The sequence below is a fragment of the Herbaspirillum sp. C7C2 genome, assembly GCF_022627865.1.
In the GTDB taxonomy this organism is placed as follows: domain Bacteria; phylum Pseudomonadota; class Gammaproteobacteria; order Burkholderiales; family Burkholderiaceae_D; genus Herbaspirillum; species Herbaspirillum frisingense.
In genome coordinates this window covers 85,596-105,521 of sequence record NZ_JABXGI010000003.1, presented here as the reverse complement: position 1 = coordinate 105,521, position 19,926 = coordinate 85,596, and the positions used below count along the sequence as shown (strand labels likewise).

At 63.4% G+C, this 19,926-nt stretch carries 18 protein-coding genes; 15 read left to right on the top strand and 3 right to left on the bottom strand.

Annotated features, from left to right (window positions below; genetic code table 11):
- The first annotated feature begins 29 nt into the window (after positions 1-29).
- Positions 30-1,814: an acyl-CoA dehydrogenase gene (locus HWE04_RS06440; protein ID WP_006462403.1), complete on the top strand. Its 1,785-nt coding sequence runs from the start codon at positions 30-32 to the stop codon at positions 1,812-1,814.
- Positions 1,815-1,896: 82 nt separating this feature from the next.
- Here the strand turns inward: HWE04_RS06440 and HWE04_RS06435 are convergent, their stop codons facing one another.
- On the bottom strand, positions 1,897-2,319 hold the full coding sequence (locus HWE04_RS06435; protein ID WP_102661395.1) for a TM2 domain-containing protein: 423 nt from the start codon (positions 2,317-2,319) through the stop codon (positions 1,897-1,899).
- Between the two features lie 313 nt (positions 2,320-2,632).
- Here HWE04_RS06435 and rpsP point away from each other — a divergent pair, with 313 nt between their 5' ends.
- From rpsP to trpS, 11 genes are all read left to right on the top strand, one after another.
- On the top strand, positions 2,633-2,887 hold the full coding sequence (rpsP, locus tag HWE04_RS06430) for a 30S ribosomal protein S16 (RefSeq protein ID WP_006462405.1): 255 nt from the start codon (positions 2,633-2,635) through the stop codon (positions 2,885-2,887).
- A gap of 73 nt (positions 2,888-2,960) precedes the next feature.
- Positions 2,961-3,575 carry a ribosome maturation factor RimM gene (rimM, locus tag HWE04_RS06425; protein WP_241811902.1) on the top strand — a complete coding sequence of 205 codons (615 nt, stop codon included), beginning with the start codon at positions 2,961-2,963 and terminating at the stop codon, positions 3,573-3,575.
- A gap of 84 nt (positions 3,576-3,659) precedes the next feature.
- Positions 3,660-4,415, top strand: a complete 756-nt coding sequence (trmD, locus tag HWE04_RS06420; protein ID WP_077237895.1) for a tRNA (guanosine(37)-N1)-methyltransferase TrmD — start codon at positions 3,660-3,662, stop codon at positions 4,413-4,415.
- Between the two features lie 176 nt (positions 4,416-4,591).
- Positions 4,592-4,975 (top strand): 50S ribosomal protein L19, encoded by a 384-nt coding sequence (rplS, locus tag HWE04_RS06415; protein ID WP_006462408.1) that lies wholly within the window; start codon positions 4,592-4,594, stop codon positions 4,973-4,975.
- Positions 4,976-5,098: 123 nt separating this feature from the next.
- Positions 5,099-5,770: a CoA pyrophosphatase gene (locus HWE04_RS06410; RefSeq protein ID WP_006462409.1), complete on the top strand. Its 672-nt coding sequence runs from the start codon at positions 5,099-5,101 to the stop codon at positions 5,768-5,770.
- 180 nt (positions 5,771-5,950) lie between these two features.
- Complete coding sequence (locus tag HWE04_RS06405; RefSeq protein ID WP_241811901.1) at positions 5,951-6,910, top strand: CobD/CbiB family protein; 960 nt, start codon at positions 5,951-5,953, stop codon at positions 6,908-6,910.
- Positions 6,911-7,243: 333 nt separating this feature from the next.
- Positions 7,244-7,594 carry a DUF3579 domain-containing protein gene (locus HWE04_RS06400; protein WP_006462412.1) on the top strand — a complete coding sequence of 117 codons (351 nt, stop codon included), beginning with the start codon at positions 7,244-7,246 and terminating at the stop codon, positions 7,592-7,594.
- A 197-nt stretch (positions 7,595-7,791) separates the two neighbouring features.
- Entirely contained in the window at positions 7,792-9,180 is a 1,389-nt protein-coding gene (fumC, locus tag HWE04_RS06395) for a class II fumarate hydratase (protein WP_006462414.1), read from the top strand.
- Between the two features lie 377 nt (positions 9,181-9,557).
- On the top strand, positions 9,558-9,884 hold the full coding sequence (locus HWE04_RS06390; RefSeq protein ID WP_006462415.1) for a hypothetical protein: 327 nt from the start codon (positions 9,558-9,560) through the stop codon (positions 9,882-9,884).
- A gap of 76 nt (positions 9,885-9,960) precedes the next feature.
- Positions 9,961-10,521: a glycine zipper family protein gene (locus HWE04_RS06385; protein WP_234295949.1), complete on the top strand. Its 561-nt coding sequence runs from the start codon at positions 9,961-9,963 to the stop codon at positions 10,519-10,521.
- 261 nt (positions 10,522-10,782) lie between these two features.
- On the top strand, positions 10,783-11,832 hold the full coding sequence (gene trpS / locus HWE04_RS06380) for a tryptophan--tRNA ligase (RefSeq protein WP_006462417.1): 1,050 nt from the start codon (positions 10,783-10,785) through the stop codon (positions 11,830-11,832).
- An 84-nt stretch (positions 11,833-11,916) separates the two neighbouring features.
- Here trpS and HWE04_RS06375 read toward each other — a convergent pair whose 3' ends face one another.
- Positions 11,917-13,293, bottom strand: coding sequence for an ATP-binding protein (locus tag HWE04_RS06375; protein WP_241811900.1), 1,377 nt, complete (start codon positions 13,291-13,293; stop codon positions 11,917-11,919).
- The gene (locus HWE04_RS06370; protein ID WP_006462419.1) at positions 13,290-14,027 is read right to left on the bottom strand and encodes a response regulator; all 738 of its coding nucleotides are present in this window, start codon (positions 14,025-14,027) and stop codon (positions 13,290-13,292) included. The genes HWE04_RS06375 and HWE04_RS06370 overlap by 4 nt, the downstream gene beginning before the upstream one ends.
- Positions 14,028-14,286: 259 nt before the next feature.
- Here HWE04_RS06370 and HWE04_RS06365 point away from each other — a divergent pair, with 259 nt between their 5' ends.
- The 3 genes from HWE04_RS06365 (at position 14,287) to HWE04_RS06355 (ending at position 19,917) form a co-directional block, all read left to right on the top strand.
- Positions 14,287-14,823: a Spy/CpxP family protein refolding chaperone gene (locus tag HWE04_RS06365; RefSeq protein WP_102661401.1), complete on the top strand. Its 537-nt coding sequence runs from the start codon at positions 14,287-14,289 to the stop codon at positions 14,821-14,823.
- Positions 14,824-15,174: 351 nt separating this feature from the next.
- Positions 15,175-16,746 carry an MdtA/MuxA family multidrug efflux RND transporter periplasmic adaptor subunit gene (locus HWE04_RS06360; RefSeq protein WP_241811899.1) on the top strand — a complete coding sequence of 524 codons (1,572 nt, stop codon included), beginning with the start codon at positions 15,175-15,177 and terminating at the stop codon, positions 16,744-16,746.
- Positions 16,747-16,761: 15 nt separating this feature from the next.
- Positions 16,762-19,917: an MdtB/MuxB family multidrug efflux RND transporter permease subunit gene (locus tag HWE04_RS06355; RefSeq protein ID WP_241811898.1), complete on the top strand. Its 3,156-nt coding sequence runs from the start codon at positions 16,762-16,764 to the stop codon at positions 19,915-19,917.
- Positions 19,918-19,926: the final 9 nt, after the last annotated feature.

Here is a 19,926-nt window from a genome sequence, read left to right as displayed (position 1 = left end):
GCCAGAGCGTTCCCTATTGGAGGTTGGAGATGAGTTACACCGCGCCCGTGAAGGATATGTTGTTCGTCATGAACGAACTGGCCGGCCTGGCTGCCGTCAATGCGCTGCCTGGCTGCGAAGATGCCACGCCGGAAACGGCCGAGGCCATCCTGGAAGAAAACGCCAGGTTCTGCAGCGAGGTGGTCGCGCCACTGAATCATTCTGCCGACAAGCAACCCAGTTCCTGGGCCGATGGCAAGGTGACCACCAGCCCTGGCTTCAAGGAAGCCTTCCGTCAGTTCGGCGAGGCCGGCTGGCAAGGCGTGCAGCACCCGGTGGAGTTCGGCGGGCAAGGCCTGCCCAAGCTGCTGGCTACCCCCTGCATCGAGATGCTGAATTCGGCCAACCTGTCCTTTGCGCTGTGCCCGCTGTTGACCGACGGCACCATCGAGGCGCTGATGACGGCCGGCACCCAGCAGCAGAAGGAAACCTTCATCGCCAACTTCATCTCCGGCAAGTGGACCGGCACCATGAACCTGACCGAGCCGCAGGCCGGCTCCGACCTGGCGCTGGTGCGTACCCGTGCCGTGCCGGAGGGGGATGGCACCTACAAGCTCTTCGGCACCAAGATCTTCATCACCTACGGTGAGCACGACATGGCCGAGAACATCGTCCATCTGGTGCTGGCCCGTACCCCCAATGCGCCTGAAGGCGTGAAGGGCATTTCGCTGTTCATCGTGCCCAAGTTCCTGGTCAATGCCGATGGTTCACTGGGTGAGCGCAACGACGTGCATTGCGTGTCCATCGAACACAAGCTGGGGATCAAGGCCAGCCCGACGGCCGTGCTGCAGTTCGGCGACCATGGTGGCGCCATCGGCACGCTGGTGGGTGAAGAGAATCGCGGCCTGGAATACATGTTCATCATGATGAACGCGGCGCGCTTCGCCGTGGGCATCCAGGGTCTGTCGGTGTCGGAGCGTGCCTATCAACAGGCCGTGGCCTATGCCCGCGACCGCGTGCAGTCACGCGACCTGGCAGGCTCGCCTGGGCCGGTGGCCATCATCCGCCAGCCGGACGTGCGCCGCATGCTCATGTCCATGCGCGCCCAGATCGAGGCGGCGCGTGCGCTGGCCTACGTGGCCGCGGCCACCTCGGATGCGGCGCACTTCAGCGACGACGAGGCCACCCGCAAGGCCAATCAGGCTTTCTATGAATACCTGGTGCCCATCGTCAAGGGCTGGATCACCGAGCTGTCCATCGATGTCACTTCCACCGGTGTGCAGGTGCATGGCGGCATGGGCTTCATCGAAGAGACCGGCGCTGCGCAGTATTACCGCGATGCCCGCATCCTGCCCATCTACGAAGGCACCACGGCCATCCAGGCCAATGACCTTGTCGGCCGCAAGACCACCCGCGATGGTGGCGCAGTGGCCAAGGGCATCCTGGGTCAGGTGCGTCAGACCGTCTCCGAGTTGCAGGGTGATGCGCAATTGCAGCCCATCGCCACGCGCCTGGCCGAGGCTGCCGATGCGCTGGAACAGGTGGTCGATTATGTGGTGGGCAACGTCAAGGGCGACATCAAGGCGGTCTTCGCCGGCAGCGTGCCTTACCTGAAGATGGCCGGCGTGGTGCTGGGCGGCTGGCAGATGGCGCGCGCGGCAGCGGTATCGGCCTCCAGGCTCAAGTCCGGGGAGGGTGACAGCAAGTTCTACGAGGCCAAGCTGGCCACGGCGCGTTTCTATGCCGAGCAGATCCTGCCGCAGGCGCTGGCCTATCGCACGGCCATCGTCGAGGGTGGTCAGGCGGTGATGGCGCTGGACGAAGACCAGTTCTGACCCGGTCTTGAACCTGTCAGCCCGGAAGGCCGCTCTGGCGGTTTTCCGGGCTTGTGTCTTTCTGGGGAGTTTGCGTGGGCCTTCAGCCGAAGGCGCCGCCGGTGAAGAGCAGGTCAAAGCTGCGCGCCAGCAGGGCGATCACGCCCATGGCACCCAGGCCGACGGTGAGTACCAGGATCACCGCCAGTATCCAGTGCGATTCCGAGGTCTTGCCACTGCCGGCATTGTGCCGGGCATCCCATTTCTCGTCAGGCGTGAGACCGATCACCAGCGCTTCCAGGCAGGCGATCAGCGCGGAGAGCACCAAGGGCAGGGCGGTGAACAGTCGGGGAGCTTCCGGTTGCGCCGCCATCAGGGCCAGCGACAGCGGGATGGCCAGGATGTGCAGCCAGCCGAAGCGGTCGCGTCCGCCATACAGATAGAAACGATGCAGGCCGATGCTGCCGGTCACGGTGGCCAGGAAGGTCGTCAGGGTCTTGTTCTTGTGGCGGGGTGCTGAAGGCATGCCGGTTGTCTCTTTGTTCTGGTTGTTGCCGTGGCGCATGACGCTCCCGGCAATGTTGTTGTCAAGCTGTCGGCGCAGTATAGCCGAGGCGCTGGTGCAGGGGGCTTGCCTGCGGGATAGCCCAGAAGGCCTGCCGTGTCCGATGTGGCAGCAGATCTGATGTCATTTGGCATCAGATCTGCTGCTTTTTGGGGCGTTTCTGGGTGTTTCTGCGTTGGTCAACTGCACAAAAGCACCAAGCAGCTTGCCCGAGGGTGGGGAAGTCCGTTATAATCTGCGGCTTTTCCGTGTCCGTATTCTTACTGGAACCATTATGGTCGTTATTCGTTTAGCTCGTGGCGGCGCCAAGAAGCGCCCCTTCTACAACATCGTTGCAACCGACTCGCGCAATCGTCGCGATGGCCGTTTCATCGAGCGCATCGGCTTCTACAACCCGGTCGCTTCGGGCAAGGAAGAAGCAGTGCGTATCGCTGCTGACCGCCTGGCTCACTGGCAAGGCGTTGGCGCACAACTGTCGCCGACCGTTGCTCGCCTGGTTGCCCAAGCTGGTACCAAGGCTGCTGCCTGATCAAGTTTTTCCTGTCTGATCCGGCGCTGCGACCTGTCGTGGCGCAAGTGTGAAGAACAGGTCTGGCGTACTCATGACTTATCCAGCCCAGGCGGGTTTCTCCGCACCCGACGATCTCGTGGTCGTCGGCCATGTGACAGGAGCCTACGGAATCCAGGGCTGGATTCGCGTGCGTCCGTATTCTTCGGAAGCGGATGCCTTGTTGAATGCCAAGACCTGGTGGCTGGAGAAATCCGGCCAGCCCAAGCAGGACGTCGATGTCATGCAGTCCAAGGGGCATAGCGGCGATATCGTCGCGCGCCTGACCGGGGTAGCCGACCGCAATGCGGCCGAAGCGATGAAGGGAACGGTGGTCTCCATCTCCCGCAAGCACTTCCCGGCACTGGATGACAATGAATTCTACTGGGTCGACCTGATCGGCTCGGCGGTGGAAAATCTCCAGGGTGAACAGTTGGGCGTAGTGTCCGACATGATGGACAACGGCGCACATCCCATCCTGAAGGTGACGGCTCCGGCGCAGGAAACTGCGGTCGAGCCCGAAGACGCTGTCGAAGCAAAGCCCAGGAAGGGCGCCAGGGAGAAATCCGTGGCTGCGCCTGAGATGCTGATCCCCTTCGTCGACCAGTTTGTCAAGACGGTACTGCCGAAGGACAAGAAGATTGTCGTCGACTGGGGCAAGGACTACTGAATGTTGGAGAACTACTGACCGCCCAGGTCAGTTTTTCTTTTCCGCCCTGGCCGATGCCGAGAGTTACCTGGAAATGGAGGCGTGATGCAGTTTGATGTCGTCACTCTGTTTCCCGAAATGTTTGCCGCGCTGACGCAATCCGGCATTACCCGCCGGGCGCTGGAGCAGAAGCGCTGGGGCTTGTCGCTGTGGAATCCGCGTGAATTCACCACCGACAACCATCGCACCGTGGATGACCGTCCCTATGGGGGTGGTCCCGGCATGGTGATGCTGGCCAAGCCCCTGCAGGCCGCCATCGAGGCTGCCCAGGCACGCCAGCAGACGCTGGGCCTGGACAAGCCACGGGTGATCTACCTGTCGCCGCAAGGCGCGCCGCTGACCCATGAACGGGTGGTGCGGCTGTCGCAGGACAGTGGGGCCGTGCTGCTGTGCGGCCGCTATGAAGCCATCGACCAGCGTCTGCTCGACAAGTGCGTGGACGAGGAAATCAGCATCGGTGATTTCGTGCTTTCCGGCGGCGAATTACCCGCCATGGCGCTGATGGATGCAGTGATCCGGCTGTTGCCGGGTGCGCTCAACGATAGCGCCTCGGCGGTGGAAGACAGCTTCGTCAACGGGCTGCTGGATTCGCCGCATTACACGCGTCCGGAAGTCTATGAAGGTGAGCCGGTGCCCGCCGTCCTGTTGGGTGGTCACCATGCCGAGATCCAGAAATGGCGTCGGCAGCGTGCGCTGGAAGCCACCTTGACCAAGCGCCCCGATCTGATCGTCAGGGCCAGGGAACAGGGCCTGTTGAGCAAGACCGATGAAAAGTTTCTGAGCAGCCTGCCACAGCCGTAGTCAGTATAGCGGCATGCAGGTCGCCAAATCGAAGTCGTACCAGCAGTACCGCAGGTCCAGCGATGGACCCGCACCGTGCAGCGGCCTGGCCGCTGCGTTTGAAACCCCATCCTCTACCGGGCTACACAATCAGCCTTCGGGCAACGGCGCCGGCAAGATGGTTACAGGAGCAAAAAATGGATCTGATCCAGCAACTCGAGCAAGAAGAGATCGCGCGTCTCGCCAAGAACATTCCCGACTTCGCCCCCGGCGACACCGTGATTGTCAGCGTCAACGTGGTTGAAGGCACCCGCAAGCGCGCCCAGGCCTACGAAGGCGTGGTCATCGCCCGCCGCAACCGTGGTCTGAATTCCAACTTCATCGTGCGCAAGATTTCGTCCGGTGAAGGCGTTGAGCGTACCTTCCAGCTGTACTCGCCGCTGATCGCTTCGATCGAAGTCAAGCGTCGTGGCGACGTGCGTCGCGCCAAGCTGTACTACCTGCGCGAACGTTCGGGCAAGTCGGCACGTATCAAGGAAAAGCTGCCCAGCCGCGCTGCAAAGGCTGCTGCTGCCGAGTAATCGGTTGCATGTTGATGCGTCAGGAAAAGGGGTGTCTCGCGACACCCCTTTTTCGTTTCCGTCAGTTGCATTGCATTCCTCGTTGAATTCCGATTAACAGATCTCAGATCAAGCGAGCACATCGTGGCCAGTTTCGATCCCGTCAACCTGCCGGTGGATGCCGTCGCCGGCGAAAGCGCCCTGGAAGCGGCGCGCCTGAACGCCGACTGGCTGCGCCAGCGCTTTGCCACACCGCCGCGCTGGGAACCCGAGCACAGCGGCGACCAGTTGGCACGCATGGCCGAGACCAAGGGCCGCTTCCGGCTGGCTTCGGTGTTGATTCCGATCGTGCTGCGGGAAGAGGGGATGACGGTACTCTTCACGCGCCGCACAGCTGACCTGAAGGATCATGCAGGCCAGATCAGCTTCCCCGGCGGTCGTCGCGAAGACTATGACGGCTCGGCCATCGAGACCGCCTTGCGCGAAACCGAGGAAGAAATCGGCCTGGCCCGCCAGTACGTCGAAGTCATCGGCTCCCTGCCGGATTACTTCACCGGCACCGGCTATCGCGTCACCCCCGTGGCCGGCCTGATCCAGCCACCGTTCGAGGCAGTCGGCGACCCCCGTGAAGTGGCGGAAATCTTTGAGGTGCCGCTGGCCTTCCTCATGGATGGCGTGAACCATCAGCGCCGTTCGGTGGAACTGCCCGCGCCGGTCGGACGCCGCAGCTTCTATACGATGCCCTACGACCGTTATTTCATCTGGGGCGCGACGGCAGGCATGCTGCGTAATCTCTTCCACTTCCTGCGTAGCTGAACTGTCCACTGCCTTTGGTTGTCACTCTGTATCGAATAAGATACGCAAAGTCGTTGTTGATGTTCAAACACGTAAATATTGATGACATTGCGAGCTTGATTCTCGTCAATAAATCAATTGTTTGATTCCCATCTTGCACTGCGCTATCGTACGGGCTACAGAGACACCTAAGGCTGCTTGATGACATTTCTATCCATTCTCTTTGCGCTGTTAATCGAACAACTCAAACCACTGCGTGCGGACAATCCGGTTTATGCATCCATCAAGTCTTTCGCGGCCACGATAGAGGGCTGGTTCAACGCCGGCCACGTTCATCACGGCCGACTGGGCTGGGTGGTGATGGTCGGTGCGCTGACCGTGCCGGTAGCGCTGGTGTACTGGTTGCTGCTGCATGTGAGCCTGGTGGCGGCGTTCGCCTGGAACGTGCTGGTGGTCTACATGACCCTGGGCTTCCGTCATTACAGTCATTACTTCACTTCCATCCAGCTGGCCCTGAACACGGGCGACGAGATGACCGCCCGCACCCTGCTGGCCGAATGGACCAAGCTGGATACCGCCGGCATGGACGTCAGCGAGATTTCGCGTATCGCCTCCGAGCGCGCCCTGATCACCACGCATCGCCATGTGTTTGGCGTGTTCTTCTGGTTCCTGATGCCGGTCGGCCCGGCACTGGCGGTGATGTATCGCATCGCCGAATATCTCTCGCGCGCCTGGAACGAGCCCGATCACATGAAGTTCGAGGCCTTCGGCCGTTTCGCTGCCCAGGCGTTCTACTGGATCGACTGGATTCCGGCACGCCTGACCGCCTCCGCCTTTGCCGTGGTGGGTAACTTCGAGGATGCCATCTACGCCTGGCGCAACTTCGCCAACCGCTGGGAGGACGAGGCCGCCGGTATCATCCTGGCCGCCGGTGGTGGCGCCATGGGCGTGCGCTTCGGCACCGAGAATCAGGCCGCTGCCGGCATCATCCTGCCGGTTGATGCGGCCACGGTCGATTCCATGCCCGAGGAGACCGACGGCCTGCCCGGCGACACACCATCCCCGCGCACCCTGCAGAGCACCGTGGGCCTGGTCTGGCGTGCCTTGTTGCTGTGGATGTTCCTGTTGCTGCTGCTGTCAGTCGCGGTCTGGATGGGCTAGTTCTTTCGAATTAAGACGAGCGGGCGGTGGCCCGCTTCGTTTTTTGGGGAACGCGATTCCCGCCAACCCGGTATACTTCCGGATTCACATCACCAAGATCGCATCCCGCCCGGCAGCAGCTCAGCCCGGACCAGGAACGAGCGACGCGCAGGGCCAGGCGAGGCAGGATGGCTGGAGGCGAGGAGACCGGTAGAAGCCAAGTCTTCTATAAGATATAATACTCAACACCGCAGGCACCCCCGCGACAAGTCGCGCAGGCACCGCGGAATCCAGGGCTCGGGTCTCACCAGGACCGGGGCATTCGGTTGCAAGCGCTATAGAAGAACTGCACGTATGGCTGATCCCATCAAACCCGCAAACGCACCGGCCAAAGAATTCATCATCCTGGGCAAGACCTCGGATGGCCGGCAGTTCCGCCCCAGCGACTGGGCGGAGCGCCTGTGCGGCGTGATGTCGTGTTTCCGTCCGGAGGGCAGTGGCGGGCGCAACGCACACCTGAAGTATTCTCCCTACGTCTTGCCGACCCACATCGATGGCGTGCGCTCGGTGGTGGTCAACGAAGCCCTGCGCGAGCTGGAACCGCTGGCGTATCACTTCGTGGTCAACTTCGCCAAGGACAACGACCTGCAGGTGATCGAAGCCTGTGTCCTGCCTGACCCTCCCAAGGAAAACAAGGCGCCCTGAGCCTTGTCATCCCCGCCGGGCGGTTTGTATCGCCCGGGCAATACCCCGCCAGCTTCATGCCGCCCCTGCAGGCGGTCCCGCCAGCAGTTACACTAGAACTTACCGTCTTCACTTCCCGCGCTCAGCCGGACACATCAGCCAGCGCCAGCGGGATCACCTGGCCGCACGCGGCCGCCTAATCACGGAGAAGAAGCATCATGAACCACCGCATGGAGCGCGACACCTTTGGCCTGATCGAAGTCCCGGCCGACCGCCTGTGGGGCGCGCAGACCGAACGTTCGCTGCACCACTTCCACATTTCCACCGAGCGCATGCCAGCCGAGCTGATCGTGGCACTGGCTGCCGTCAAGCGTGCCTGTGCCAGTGTCAATCGCGACCTGGGCAAGCTGGAGGGCAAGAAGGCCGAGGCCATCATCGCTGCCGCTGATGAAGTGATCGCCGGCAAGCATCCGCTGGAATTCCCGCTGTCGGTCTGGCAGACCGGCTCCGGCACCCAGAGCAACATGAACATGAACGAGGTGCTGGCCAACCGTGCCTCCGAGCTGTTGGGTGGCGTACGTGGCGAAGATCGCCTGATCCACCCCAATGACGACGTCAATCGCGGCCAGTCCTCCAACGACATCTTCCCGACCGCCATGCACGTGGCCGCCTGCATGGCCGTGGCGACCCACCTGATTCCCTCGCTGCACAAGCTGCGCGGCACCCTGGCGGAGAAATCCACCCAGTTCGCCGACATCGTCAAGATCGGCCGCACCCACCTGCAGGACGCCACTCCGCTGACCCTGGGCCAGGAGTTCTCCGGCTACGTGGCCCAGCTGGAACATGCGGAATCGGCCGTCATCGCCACCCTCAATGCCATCTCCGAACTGGCCGCCGGCGGCACGGCGGTCGGCACGGGCCTGAATGCCCACCCCGAATTCGGCGAGCGCGTGGCTGCCGAGCTGGCCAAGTTCTTCGGTTTCCCCTTCAAGACCGCGCCCAACAAGTTCGCCGCACTGGCCGGCCATGATGCCCTGGTGGCGTCGCATGGCGGCCTGAAGACGCTGGCCGCGGCGATGATGAAGATTGCCAACGACGTGCGCTGGCTGGCATCTGGCCCGCGTTCGGGCCTGGGAGAGATCACCATCCCCGAGAATGAACCGGGCAGTTCCATCATGCCGGGCAAGGTCAATCCGACCCAGTGCGAGGCCATGACCATGCTCTGCGCCCAGGTCTTCGGCAACGATGTTGCCTTGAACATCGGTGGCGCCAGCGGTAATTTCGAGCTCAACGTCTTCAAGCCGGTGATCATCCATAACTTCCTGCAGAGCGTGCGCCTGCTGGCCGACGGCATGGCCAGTTTCGAGGAGCACTGCGCCCGCGGCATCGAGGCCAACCGCAGCCGCATCGGCGAACTGATGGAAAAGTCGCTCATGCTGGTGACCGCCCTGGCACCGCACATCGGCTACGACAAGGCCGCCAAGATCGCCAAGCAGGCGCATCACGACGGCACGACCCTGAAGCAGGCCGCTCTGGCCTTGGGCTATGTCACTGAAGAGCAGTTCGTGGAGTGGATCAAGCCGGAGCAGATGACGCGGCCGGGTTGAGCCAGGTTCAGTGTTGCCGGGGCACTGGCATTCCTGAGTTGCCCTGGCGTGATAAGCATTGACGGCCTTGCAAAAGGCCGTTTTTGTTTTTGCAGACCTTGACGGCAAGGCCTTGCCCGGCTGAAGTAGCACGCTGCACATTGCTGCAAAGCACGGTGATTTGCAAAGCCTTTTCAACCCCATGTATATCAATATTGATTAGGGTTACGAATTGAAACATCTCAAGATTTAAGACCAGCCCCGGCGTATATTGCTTTCATGCGCCAGATGCGTCTGCAAGCCGCGCCCGACAAGGAGTTTCGGGCGATCGGGGAAAGCGGCGGCGATGTCATCGGCGATAATTCCAGACATTCAGAGACACTCCCAAAGGCAATAACATGAAGAAAATAGCGGCAATCGGCGTCTGCGGCGTGCTGGCGGTGGCCGGCCTGGTGGCTAGCGCTTCGGTATATGCGCATGGGCGCTTCTATGGCGGCGTGGTGATCGGCGGGCCGATCTGGGTGCCGCCGCCGGTCTATTATCCGCCTCCGGTCTATGTGGAACGGGTGCCGGCACCGGTCTACGTGGAGCCGCCGCGCCAGGATTACTGGTACTACTGCCAGGAATCCAAGGCGTATTACCCCTATGTCCAGAACTGCCCCAGTCCCTGGATGAAGGTGGTTCCCAATACCCCCGCCGTTCCCGGCGGTCCGCCACCGCAATAGCCTGGCGACCGGGTCGCGCAGGCCGTTCTCAGATGCTCTGCGCTAAAGCAATACCTTCACAGATAAAGGAATCAACGTGAAACCCATCTACAAGACCGCCGCTACCGTCACCGCCGTCGGCGCCATGCTGGCGCTCGGTGGTTGCGTGAGCGTGCCGACCGGACCGTCCGTGATGGCGATGCCGGGCAAGGGCAAGAGTTATGAGCAATTCCGTGCCGACCAGCAGCAATGCCAGCAGTACGCCCAGGACGCCATCGGCGGGCAGGCGGCGCAGACCCAGAACAATGCGGCCAACAGCGCCGCGGTCGGGACCGCCGTGGGTGCGGTGGCCGGCGCACTGATCGGCGCGGCTTCCGGCAATGCCGGTGCCGGGGCGGCCATCGGTGCCGGTGGTGGCCTGCTGGTGGGCAGCGCAGCCGGCAGCAACGCGGCTGCGGGCGGCAATTATTCCATGCAGCAGCGCTATGACATGACCTATACCCAGTGCATGTACAGCAAGGGAAACCAGGTGCAGCAGCCGGTCCAGACCACCACCGTCTATACCTACCACCCGCGCTACTACTACGCTCCGCCGCCGCCTCCGGGCTACTATGGTCCGCCGCCGACGTATTACGGCCCGCCGCCGGGTGCATATTGAGAACGCAGATGGTGAAGAAAACAAACCGCATCCCCGGATGCGGTTTTTTCTTATGCAACGCAACATGGCGGCCCGCCAGTGCTATACTCGCCGCCATGCTTTTCCGAACCCAACTTGCGAAAACCCAGCATTGGTGGCGCGCCTGACCCAGGCGGCCCGTTTTCACACAGCTTGACCATGTGATGCCGCCGGTTCCGGCGGCATGTTTTTTTCAGCTTCGGACCGGCGGCATTCCAGACAGATTAACGATCAGGAATGACCATGTCTTCGAACGCCACTAGTTCCGCTTCCAGCACGACCTCCGCTTCCACCTTGCCCGTGGTCCTCACCGGCGACCGTCCTACCGGTCCGCTGCACCTGGGGCACTACATCGGTTCCCTCAAATCGCGCGTAGCGCTGCAGGAGACTTCGCGCCAGTTCCTGCTGCTGGCCGACACGCAGGCCATGACCGACAACGTCGGTCGCCACCAGAAAGTCACCGACAACGTGCTGGAGGTGGCGCTGGACTACCTGGCCGTGGGCATCGATCCCGAGAAATCGACCATCTTCATCCAGTCCCAGGTGCGCGAGCTCTACGAACTGTCGATGGTGTTGCTGAACCTGGTGACGGTGTCGCGTCTGGAGCGCAATCCCACCATCAAGGAAGAGATCCGCCTGCGCGGCTTCGAGCGCGATATCCCGGCCGGTTTCCTGACCTATCCGGTCAGCCAGGCGGCGGACATCACCGCCTTCAAGGGGCAACTGGTGCCGGTGGGCAGCGACCAGTTGCCGATGATCGAGCAGACCAACGAACTGGTCCGCAAATTCAACGCCACCGTCGATCGTGAAGTGCTGGTGGAATGCAAGGAAGTGCTCTCCGAAACCGGCCGCCTGCCCGGCATCGACGGCAAGGCCAAGATGAGCAAGTCGCTGGGCAATTCCATCGCCCTGGGCGCGACGCCGGCCGAGATCAAGCAGGCCGTGCACCGCATGTACACCGACCCCAATCACCTGCGCGTGGACGATCCGGGCCAGGTCGAGGGCAATGTGGTGTTCACCTTCCTGGATGCCTTCGACCCCGACCGCGATGCCGTGGCCGAGCTGAAGGCCCACTATACCCGGGGTGGTCTGGGCGACAGCGTGGTCAAGCGTCGGCTGGAAGGCATCCTGCAGGAATTGCTGGAACCCATCCGCACCCGTCGCGAAGAGTTCGCCAAGGACCGTGGCGAAGTGCTGGCCATCCTCAAGCGCGGCACCGAGCGTGCCAGTGCCGTGGCCGCGCAGACCATGTCGGAAGTCAATGCCGCGCTGGGCCTGAACTACTTCGGCTAAGGCGCCCAGGCGACCGCCTGCAGAAAACGAGACCGCCGCTTCCCGGCAAGGGGAGCGGCGGTTTTTTCATGCCTGCGGAGGAGTTCAGCGTGCCTTGGCCGGTGTCATCTGCGGCAGTTCCAGCAAGACTTCCAGCCCACCTTCAGCCAGATTGCGCAGGCGCAGCTGGCCATGATGGTTCTCGGCGATATTGAGCGCGATGGTCAGGCCCAGCCCGGTGCCACCGGTATCGCGTGAGCGCGAGGTTTCCAGCCGATAGAAGGGTTCGAAGACTGCCTCCAGCTCGGCATCGGGGATGCCCGGCCCCTGGTCGCGGATACGGATGGCGATCTTCTGTTGCTCCAGGGCGATGCTGACCCGCGCCTGGCGGCCGTACTTGCAGGCATTGTCGATCAGGTTGGTCAGGCAGCGCCGCAGCGCCCCCGGCTGGGCCATCACGAAGGCGCGGGTGCTGCCTTGCAGGCTCACGTCCTGGCCGGCGTCGGCAGCATCGGCACAGACGCTGTCGAGCAGGGAGTCGATATCCAGGGCTTGTATCTTCTCCGAGGAATCCATGCTGCGCGCCAGGTCCAGCCCCTCGCGCACCATGCCGTGCATCACGCCCAGGTCGTCGATCAGCTTTTGCTGCAGTTCGGCGTCGGTGACCTTTTCCAGGCGCAGGCGCATGCGTGTCAGCGGCGTCTGCAAATCGTGGGTGATGGCCGCCAGCATGTGGGTGCGATGCTGTATCTGGCGCCGGATGCGGCCCTGCATGGCATTGAAGGCATGCGCCGCCTGCCGGATTTCGGTGGGGCCGGTCTCGGCCAGTGGCGCATGGTCGATGTCGCTGCCAAGGCGCGATGCGGCCTGGGCCAACTGGCGGATCGGGCGGGTCGCCATGCGCGCCACCAGCCAGGCCAGCATCGCGATCAGCGCCAGGAACAGCAGGATGTACTGCAGGCCGAACGGTCCACCCGGTCCACCGCGTCCGCGCAGGGCCGGGGGCTCGCCCGGCTGGTGCAGGCGCAGGCGCATCAGGGCCTGGTCGTGCAGGCTCACGTAGATCACGCGGCAGGTGTCGCGGCGCGGGGCGTGGGCATCATCGGCCCGCAAGGGCGGGCATTCGCTTTCGCGCTGGACGGCGATCTTGCGGTCCTCCCCCAGACGCGACTGCAGCATCTCGATGAGCGGGCTGGTGCTGGCGTTGGGCCCGATGGCGTCATTCATGTCGTCCACCATGCGCGCCTCGAAACCGAAGTTGGTGGCGGCCTGCAGCACGATGGGACGTTGCGGCGGCGGGATGTCGTCCACCGCCTGGACGATCTGTTCCACGCGGTCGGCCAGATGCTGGAAGCGCAGTTCGCGCAAGGTACTGCGGCGCTCGTTGCCAGACAACCAGGTGGTGGCCATGACCGCCACCACGATGCCCGCCAGCAGCAGGAAGAAGATGCGGTTGCCGATGGAGCCCAGGAAATCCTTCATGCCGGCCGGCCTGCACCTTCCGCGCTGACCGTGGTGGCCAGCACATAACCCTCGTTGCGCACGGTCTTGATGATGGTGGGCGTGCGCGCATCGTCACCCAGCTTCTGGCGCAGGCGGCTGATCTGGATATCTACCGAGCGGTCGAAGGGATCGGATTCGCGGCCCTGGGTCAGCTCCAGCAGCTGGTCGCGGTTGAGCACCCGGTTGGGATGGTCCAGGAACACCTTCAGCAGCCGGAACTCCGCTCCCGACAGGGCCACCACCACGCCATCGCGGTTCACCAGGTGGCGCGCCGTCAGGTCCAGCGTCCAGCCGGCAAAGCGCATGGTGGCCACGTCCGGCTGGGCCATGTTGGGTGGCAGCGCCTGGGTACGGCGCAGCACGCTGCGGATGCGGGCGAAAAGCTCGCGCGGCTCGAAGGGCTTGGCCAGGTAGTCGTCGGCGCCCATTTCCAGGCCCAGGATGCGGTCCAGCGGCTCGCCGCGCGCCGTCAGCATGATCACCGGCACCGATGAGGTGGCGCGCAGGTTGCGACACAGCGTCAGGCCGTCTTCCCCGGGCAGGGTCAGGTCCAGCACGATCAGGTCCACCCGCGACTCTTCCAGCACCCGACGCATCTCGCTGCCATTGGTGGCGGTCAGGGTGCGCAGGCCGTTGCTGTCCAGGTATTCGGCCAGCAGTGTGCGGATGTCGCGGTCGTCATCGACGACGAGGATGTGAGTATTTGTATCCATGGGACGCATTATGCCGAACTTGTCCGTACGTGCAGGATGGATTTGTATCGGGTCTTTACAAGGAGGGGGGGGGAAATAAAACGATACCTGCGAGGCCCGCGGATATACAAAACGATACAAATGACGGCACAGCGGAAAAATCGCCGATACACGCCGCCGGTTTAATGGGAACCGTGCCAAGACAGCACTTCGCTGTATGACAGTACAAGCGCAGTACAAGCACAGTACCAAGCGCAAGACCCACTGAAAGGAGCAACACATGTTGACATTCAAGAACCGTATCCTGGCCGGCATCGCCGCCGTAAGCATCAGCGCCGTGACCCTGTCGGCCTTCGCCCAGATGCCCCCGGGCGGCCCGCAAGGCCATGCCCCGAGCCCGGAACAGATCGCCAAGTTCGAGCAGATGCGCGCCAAGCACCAGGCCCAGCTGCACGACAAGCTCAAGATCACCGCCGCCCAGGAAGCCGGCTGGAAGCTGTTCCTGGACAAGACCAAGCCGGCCCCGTTTGACCGTGCCGCCCGTCCCAACAAGGAAGAATGGGCCAAGCTGTCCACCCCGGAACGTCTGGACAAGCAGCTGGACATGATGCGCAAGCGCGAATCCTTCGCCGAACAGCGCATCGCCGCCACCAAGGAGTTCTACGCCACCCTGTCGCCGGAGCAGCAGAAGACCTTCGACGCCGAGTTCGCCAAGATGCAGCACCATCGCTGGGAACAGATGCATCACGGCCAGCGTGGCGAGCACAAGGGCCCGCCGCGTGACGGCAAGCCCGCTCCCGACGCTCCGGCCAAGTAAGGCACACGGCAGCATTCGCCCGTGCGTTGCAAGCGCGGGCGTTTTCCACCCCGACAGCCTTGCGCTTGACCCGCAAGGCTGTTCTCATTGGCGCGGCCGGCAATAGCTGGGTACACTGCGTGCCAGCCGATGCAGGTGGCATGCGTGGTTGCAGAGTTGCAAGCCGCCCAGGAGAGAATAGCGGTAGGCGGCCCGATCCAACAGGATGGGCCGCCTTCCCTTATGCTCTTGCCTTTGCGTGACCGGATAACGGCACGCCGACGCGATGGCAGAGCGCTGCATCGACTTCCCATGAGACAAGGCCGCCTGTTGGCGGTCTGCATACGTGATCGGTTTACTGGTTTCCCTGACATGACAAATACTCCCAATCCCGGCCAGCCATCTCCCTCCCCATCTCCTTCGCGTTCCCGTGGCAGCATCCTGCGCCGCTGGTGGTTCTGGGTACTGGTGGCCGCACTGGCCGCCGGTGGCGGGTACAAATACTGGTCCAAGAAGAAGGCCGAGCAGGAGCAGATGAGTGCCATGGGTGGCCCCGGTGGCCCCGGGGGCCGTCCAGGTGCTGGCGGTCCGGGCGCCCGCCGCCCGGGTGCCGGCGCCTTCGCTGGCCAGACCATGCCGGTCGGGGTGGCCAAGGCCCGGGTGCAGGATGTGGATGTCTTCCTCAACGGACTAGGGGCAGTCACCCCCACGGCCACCGCCACCGTGCGCGCCCGGGTCGATGGCCAGTTGATGAAGCTGCATTACAAGGAAGGCCAGGTGGTCAAGGCCGGTGAGCTGCTGGCCGAGATCGACCCGCGCTCGCTGCAGGCCGCGCTGACCCAGGCCGAAGGCCAGCTGGCGCGCGACCGTGCACTGCTGAGCTCAGCCCGGCTTGACCTCAAGCGCTACCAGACCCTGCTGTCGCAGGACTCCATCGCCAGCCAGCAGGTCGACACCCAGGCCGCGCTGGTCAAGCAATATGAGGGAACGGTCAAGGCCGACGAGGGCAGCGTCGCCAGCGCCCGCCTGCAGTTGTCGTTCACCCGCGTGATCGCCCCCATCAGCGGCCGCCTGGGTCTGCGCCAGGCCGACGTCGGCAACAACGTCACCACCAGCGACACCAACGGCCTGGTCATCATCACCCAGCTGCAGCCGATCACCGCCATCTTCAGCATTCCCGAAGACAATATCCCCAAGGTCTTGCAGCAGCTGCAGAGCGGTCGCAAGCTGCCGGCCCAGGCCTGGGACCGGGAGCAGAAGAAGAAACTGGCCGACGGCGTGCTGCTGACCATCGACAACGTGGTCGATTCCACCACCGGCACGGTCAAGCTCAAGGCCCAGTTCCCCAATACGGACTACGCGCTGTTCCCCAGCCAGTTCGTCAATATCCGCCTGCAGCTCAATACCGAACAAGGTGCCACCGTCATCCCGACGGCCGCCATCCAGCGCGGGGCCAAGGGTTTGTTCGTCTATGTGGTCAAGGAAGACAACACCGTCACCGTGCGCCCGGTCAAGACCGGCCCGGTGCAGGATGACCTGACTGTCATCACCGACGGCGTGGCCGCCGGCGAGACCGTGGTCATCGACGGCATCGACCGGCTGCGCGAAGGCGCCAAGGTCGAGGCCGTGGCACGCGGTGGCGCCGACGATCCGGCCAACAAGCTCACCACCGAGAACCCCGATGCACGCCGCCATGGCAAGCGTGGCCAGGGTCAAGGACAAGGGGCCGGACAGGCCGCAGGGCAGGGCGCAGAAGGCGGTCAGGGCGGTCAGGCCAGCATGAGCCCGGAAGAGCGCCAGAAGCGCTGGGCCGAGCTCAACAAGCGCATCGATGCCGGCGAATTCGGCGAAGAGATCAAGAAGCTGCCTGAAGACCAGCGTCGCCAGAAGATGATGGAACTGCGGCGCCAGCGCGAGGCAGGCAACGCCAACGGCGCCAAGTAAGCACAAGGCTCACGCATGAATCCCTCGCGCCAGTTCATCCTGCGGCCGGTCGCCACATCCTTGCTGATGCTGGCGATCCTGCTGGTGGGCATCGTCGCCTACCGGCTCCTGCCGCTGTCGGCCCTGCCCGAAGTCGATTACCCGACCATCCAGGTGGTCACCCTCTATCCCGGGGCCAGCCCGGATGTGATGACTTCCTCGGTCACCGCGCCGCTGGAGCGCCAGTTCGGCCAGATGCCGGGCTTGAAGCAGATGTCTTCCACCAGTTCCGGCGGAGCCTCGGTGATCACGCTGCAGTTCAACCTCGACCTGAGCCTGGACGTGGCCGAGCAGGAGGTGCAGGCCGCCATCAACGCCGGCAGCAACCTGCTGCCCTCGGACCTGCCGATGCCGCCGGTCTACAGCAAGGTCAACCCGGCCGATACCCCCATCATCACGCTGGCCGTCACCTCCAGGACCATGCCCCTGCCCAAGGTCCAGGACCTGATCGACACCCGCCTGGCGCAAAAGATTTCGCAATTGTCGGGCGTGGGCCTGGTGAGCCTGTCGGGCGGTCAGCGCCCGGCCGTGCGCATGCAGTTGAATCCGCGTGCCGTGGCCGCGCTGGGCCTGAACCTGGATGACGTGCGTACCGCCATCGGCAACGCCAACGTCAACCAGGCCAAGGGCAGCTTCGATGGCCCCACCCGCGCTTCCACCATTGATGCCAACGACCAGCTGCGCTCGGCCGACGAGTATCGCAACCTGATCATCGCCTACAAGAACGGCGCGCCGATCCGGGTCTCCGATGTGGCCGATGTGATCGATGGTGCAGAAAACGTCCGCCTGGGCGCCTGGGCCAACCAGCAGCCTGCGGTGATTGTGAACATTCAGCGTCAGCCGGGTGCCAACGTGATCGCCGTGGTCGACAGCATCAAGAAGATCCTGCCGCAGCTGCAGGCCAGCCTGCCGGGCTCCATCGACGTCCACATCCTGACCGACCGCACCACCACCATCCGCGCCTCGGTGGCCGATGTGAAGTTCGAACTGCTGCTGTCGGTGGCGCTGGTGGTGATGGTGATCTTCGTCTTCCTGCGCAACGTGCCGGCCACCATCATCCCCAGCGTAGCGGTACCGCTGTCGCTAGTGGGCACCTTCGCCATCATGTATCTGGCCGGTTTCTCGATCAACAACCTGACCCTGATGGCTCTGACGATTGCCACCGGTTTCGTGGTCGACGACGCCATCGTCATGATCGAGAACATCTCGCGCTACATTGAAGAAGGCATGAAGCCCATGCAGGCGGCCCTGAAAGGCGCCGAGCAGATTGGCTTCACCATCATCTCGCTGACCTTCTCGCTGATTGCGGTGCTGATCCCGCTGCTATTCATGGGTGACGTGGTGGGGCGCCTGTTCCACGAATTCGCCGTGACCCTGGCGGTCTCCATCCTGATCTCGGCCGTGGTCTCGCTCACGCTGACCCCCATGATGTGCGCGCGCCTGCTGCGCCATCAGCCGGAAGAACAGCAGGGCTGGTTCTACCACAAGAGCCAGGTCTTCTTCGATCGCATCATTGCCCGCTACGGCGTCATGCTGGAATGGGTGCTGGAGCGCCAGAAGCTGACCCTGCTGGTGGCCGTGGCTACGCTGGGCCTGACCGTGCTGCTGTACGTGTTCGTGCCCAAAGGCTTCTTCCCGCTGCAGGACACCGGGGTTATCCAGGGTATCTCGGAAGCCACGCAGTCCATTTCCTTCAGTGCGATGGGAGAAAAACAGCAGCAACTGGCCAAGGTAGTGCTGCAAGACCCGGCCGTGGAGAGCCTGTCCTCCTTCATCGGCGTGGATGGCACCAATGCCACCCTGAACAGCGGGCGCATGCTGATCAACCTGAAGCCGCACGAAGAACGCGACGTTTCCGCCGCCGACGTGATCCGACGCCTGCAACCCACGCTGGCGCGTGAAGTGCCGGGCGTCACCCTCTACATGCAGCCAGTGCAGGACCTGACCATCGAGGATAGCGTCTCCCGCACGCAATACCAGTTCACCCTGGAAGACGCCGATCCGGCCCTGCTCAGTACCTGGGTGCCGAAGCTGATCGCGCGCCTGCAACAGGTGCCGGAACTGGCCGACGTGGCCACCAACCTGCAGGACCAGGGGCTGCAGGCCTATATCCAGATCGACCGCAATGCCGCATCGCGCCTGGGTATCACCACCGCCGCCATCGACAACGCGCTCTACAACGCCTTCGGCCAGCGCCTCATTTCCACCATCTATACGCAATCGAACCTGTATCGGGTGGTGATGGAGGTCAAGCCGGAATTCCAGCGCGGCCCCGAAGCGCTGGACAGCATCTACCTGGTCACCTCGGGCGGCGGCAAGGTACCGCTGTCGTCGATCGCCACCGTCAGCGAACGCACCGCGCCGCTGGTGGTGAACCACATCGGCCAGTTCCCGGCGGCCACCGTGTCCTTCAACCTGGCCAAGGGCGCCTCGCTGGGCAAGGCGGTCGAGGCCATCAAGGCGGCCGAGGCCGAGATCGGCATGCCGGCCTCCACCGTGACCAACTTCCAGGGGGCCGCGCTGGCCTTCCAGGCCTCGCTGTCCAATACGCTTTGGCTGATCCTGGCGGCCATCATCACCATGTACATCGTGCTGGGCGTGCTCTACGAGAGCTACATCCATCCCATCACCATCCTCTCCACGCTGCCCTCGGCCGGTGTCGGCGCGCTGCTGTCGCTCATGATCTCCGGTACCGACCTGGGCATCATCGGCATCATCGGCATCATCCTCCTGATCGGTATCGTCAAGAAGAACGCCATCATGATGATCGACTTCGCCCTGGAGGCCGAACGGCACGAGGGCAAGAGCCCGCGCGAGGCGATCTATCAGGCTTGCCTGTTGCGTTTCCGGCCGATCCTGATGACCACCATGGCAGCGCTGCTGGGCGCCTTGCCGCTGATGCTAGGCACTGGCGTGGGCTCCGAACTGCGCCAGCCGCTGGGCATCACCATGGTGGGCGGCCTGCTGGTGTCGCAGGTGCTCACGCTCTTTACCACGCCGGTGATCTATCTCGGCTTCGACAGCCTGGGCCGTCGGCTGCGCGCACGCTTCGGGCAGCGCGCGCCTGGGCATGGCGGCGAGGACGATGATGGTGAAGACGGCAAGCCGGCCACGCTGCCGCCGGCGGTGTAGGCGGATGTG